The sequence below is a fragment of the Pseudoalteromonas sp. Z1A6 genome, from assembly GCF_011378745.1.
Lineage (GTDB): Bacteria > Pseudomonadota > Gammaproteobacteria > Enterobacterales > Alteromonadaceae > Pseudoalteromonas > Pseudoalteromonas arctica.
Window position 1 is genome coordinate 1 of record NZ_WTKW01000414.1, and the last position, 3,321, is coordinate 3,321.

Below are 3,321 nucleotides of genomic sequence, written 5' to 3' on the forward strand. Positions count from 1 at the left end.
AAACGTTAGTAACAACAATTGAAGAACTCGAAAAAGAAAAAACACAAAAAATTGAATTACTCGGCCTAAATAAAAGCAAGGGCAAATTAGATTGGCCGAGCAAAGGCAAGTTAGAGCACACATTCGGTCAACGTAAACATGGTGGTATTGATTGGAAAGGCGTATTAATTGGTGCAAAAGAAGGCACTAATATTAATAGTGTACATAATGGTCAAGTTGTATTCGCCGATTGGCTTAAGGGCTATGGCTGGGTAATTGTTGTAGACCATGGTGAAGGTTTTATGAGCCTATATGGTCATGCCCAAACACTGCTAAGAGATGTAGGCGACATGGTACGCGAAGGCGAAACCCTTGCTTTAGTTGGCCAAAGCGGCGGACAAGCTAGTTCTGGTCTATACTTTGAAATACGCCACAAAGGACGCGCAGTAAATCCTGTAAAATGGTGCAAACGCATTTAATTAAATAAATCGCTGCACCGCTCTGGAGCAGCTGATGACAACTAAAAAAACTGTAGTAACTACCATTGATCAAAAAAATACAGGCTTTTATATAAGTCTGTATTTGCTTGTATTACTAACCTTAATCGCTTTTTCTAGTAACGCACTAGCAAGCTCGATTAAAGATCTTAAAAGACAACAAATAGACGAAATACTCTTTAACATTCATGCCTACTATGTTGAAGATCTCACCTTACAAAATAGCCACCACATTAAATATAATAGCCAACAGTTTGAGCGTTTATATTCAAAGCTCGACTCTTACTCTAAGTACTTAAATGAGCACGAACTAACCTCATTATTTGATAACACAAATGGACGTTACACCGGTATCGGTATTGAGGTTAAAAATATCGACGAGAATATGACTATTGTTAATGTGGTTAATAACTCCCCCGCAAAAGCAGCGGGTATTTTGCCAGGCGATATTATTGTAAGTGTAAACAACCAAGCAGCCCAAAACCTTACAATCGATGAAGTAGCAACACTAATAAGAGACAGTAAATTTTCAAATATAGACCTAATTATAAGTCGTGATAACAATAAAAACCCACTCACGTTTCATGTAGCACGCCGCCAAATAAACCTCGAAAGCGTAACAAGCGAACTTCTAGATTTTGGTACTGGTTATATAGCTATCAATAACTTCTCTAACCACACATTACATGAGGTTGCTCTGCAAGTTGCTGCCCTGCAAAGCCACTTTGGTTACCCACTTAAAGGCTTAGTAATTGATTTACGTGATAACCCAGGGGGTACATTACAAAGCGCAGTAGCGGTATCAGACCTATTTTTACAAAGTGGCACTATAGTGACTACTAAAGGACGTTTTTACGATGCCAACCAAGCATTTTATGCAAAGCGTGGAGACATTCTAAAAAATGCCCCCATTGTTGTACTTATAAATGAAAACTCAGCCTCTGCAGCCGAAATACTTGCAGCAGCACTTAAAGATAATAAACGAGCAACCGTTGTTGGCAGTCAGTCTTTTGGGAAGGGTTCTGTACAATCGCTCATTCCGCTAGGTGACGGCAACACTGCATTAAAGCTCACTACTGCTAAATATTTTACGCCGCTAGGAAAGTCGATTGATGGGATAGGAATAACCCCCGATGTGGCTGTTAATCAAACAACCCTTTCACAAAGTAATAAAGCCGTTATAATAAAAAATGAACACGCTAACAGTAACGCGCAATTACTCTCGAGTAACTTAGCCGATTTACAGCTAGTTAAAGCAAAACAATTACTCAGCATGCAATAGCTTGTATAAGCTGTATAAATAAAGCTAAAAAGATAATAAAAACTATAAACGTGAAAATAATAAAATGGCTAATATTAGCTATTTGTTTTAGCTCAGCAACAATTAGCGCTAAGCAAATAGCAATATTGATAGACGACATAGGCTATCATCAACGGGACTTAGAGTTCCTTTCCTTACCAGGGCAATTGTCATATTCAATTTTGCCCCATACCCCTTATTCGCAAATTTTTGCAACGCTTGCCAGTCAATCAAATAAAGAACTATTACTTCATGTACCTATGCAGGCTCTTAGTGGTAAAGAACTAGGACCTGGCGCGCTCACTTTAAATATGAATAAAGAGCAGCTTCAGCAAACTTTAGGAACAGCTCTCGCCAGTTTGCCGCAAGTTAAAGGCGTTAATAACCACATGGGCTCAGCACTTACGCAGCAAAGCCAAGCTATGAAGTGGACAATGGAAGTGCTTAAAAAGCGCCATTTATATTTTTTAGATAGCCGCACAACCGATTTAAGCCAAGCACAAAATGCTGCTAACTTTTTAGGTGTTGCCAATATTAGTCGCCAAGTGTTTTTAGATAATATAACTACACCAGAACAACTGCAGCTAAGGCTTGAAGAATTAAAACAACTAGCCACCATCCATAATTCTGCTATTGCAATTGCTCACCCCTACCCAGAAACAATCGAATTTTTACGTCATGCCTTACCCGAGCTAACTAAGCAAGGTTTTGAGCTCGTGCCGGTTTCGCAGCTGGTTGAGCGTAAATACATTCAGTTAGCGCAGGCTGAGGGTAAAGGGATTAGTGCTCGATGAGATGATGAGTGTCCAGACTTAGTCGTGAGGTATTTAAGTTAATATAATTTAAACTATTAAATGATATAATTATTCATAATAAAAACACTAGCTGCACCTCAGCTATTAAAGCTTGTAACCTCAAACCATAATTTAGGGATATCAATTGTTAAAAACAATTATTGCTGAAGCAAGGAATCAACCTATTTCATTTGTGGGCTCAATTGCGAGTATCATAGCAATAATAAATACCTTCTATGCAGTTCCTACTATTATTTTTGGATATAACTTAATACCCATTAGAATTAGTGTCGACTTGGTATTTGTTGCTTGTTTATTCTTCTTACTTGAAGGTTCACTTGCATCAGTATTTGGACGCATTTATATATACTTTTGTAGGAAAGGATCAGGCTACCCTCTTATGCTAATGTGCGTTAACGCCATTATTTCTGCAAGTGTTACTGGCTTTAATTGTATATGGATGTTTGTAAATACTGTTGAAAGCAATAACAAATATTCTGCATTTAGCTTTACAATGTTTATTGGTTACTTAATTTCTCTTTATTTCCTTCATTCTCACTGCCAAGCAGGGAAAACTAAAGATAACCTTCAGATAGACTGTGATAAGGATGAAATAGAAGAAAAATACACAAAGTGGTATTGGGTCTCATTTTTCCTCAATACATGTGCTTTCATATTTATCTTTATCTATTTAATTGATGGTATTTAAGGTTAATCTTCCCTTATTTTTTAGTTATTTGGTCTTCATAAA

At 37.4% G+C, this 3,321-nt stretch carries 4 protein-coding genes; all 4 read left to right on the forward strand.

Annotated elements, in window-relative coordinates; genetic code table 11:
• A partial coding sequence (locus tag GQR46_RS17910) for a peptidoglycan DD-metalloendopeptidase family protein (protein WP_165741835.1) occupies window positions 1-458 on the forward strand: 458 nt, incomplete at its 5' end.
• A 34-nt stretch (window positions 459-492) separates the two neighbouring features.
• Window positions 493-1,758 carry a S41 family peptidase gene (locus GQR46_RS17915; RefSeq protein ID WP_165741838.1) on the forward strand — a complete coding sequence of 422 codons (1,266 nt, stop codon included), beginning with the start codon at window positions 493-495 and terminating at the stop codon, window positions 1,756-1,758.
• Between the two features lie 50 nt (window positions 1,759-1,808).
• Window positions 1,809-2,570, forward strand: coding sequence for a divergent polysaccharide deacetylase family protein (locus GQR46_RS17920; protein WP_165741839.1), 762 nt, complete (start codon window positions 1,809-1,811; stop codon window positions 2,568-2,570).
• A 145-nt stretch (window positions 2,571-2,715) separates the two neighbouring features.
• A complete protein-coding gene (locus tag GQR46_RS17925) occupies window positions 2,716-3,279 on the forward strand; it encodes a hypothetical protein (RefSeq protein WP_165741842.1) in 564 nt (187 codons plus the stop codon).
• The last annotated feature ends 42 nt before the right edge of the window (window positions 3,280-3,321 follow it).

What these genes read in the sequence shown, in the direction of transcription:
- GQR46_RS17915 (WP_165741838.1), top strand. Translation starts at nt 493, where the DNA reads ATGACAACTAAAAAAACTGTAGTAACTACCATTGATCAAAAAAATACA.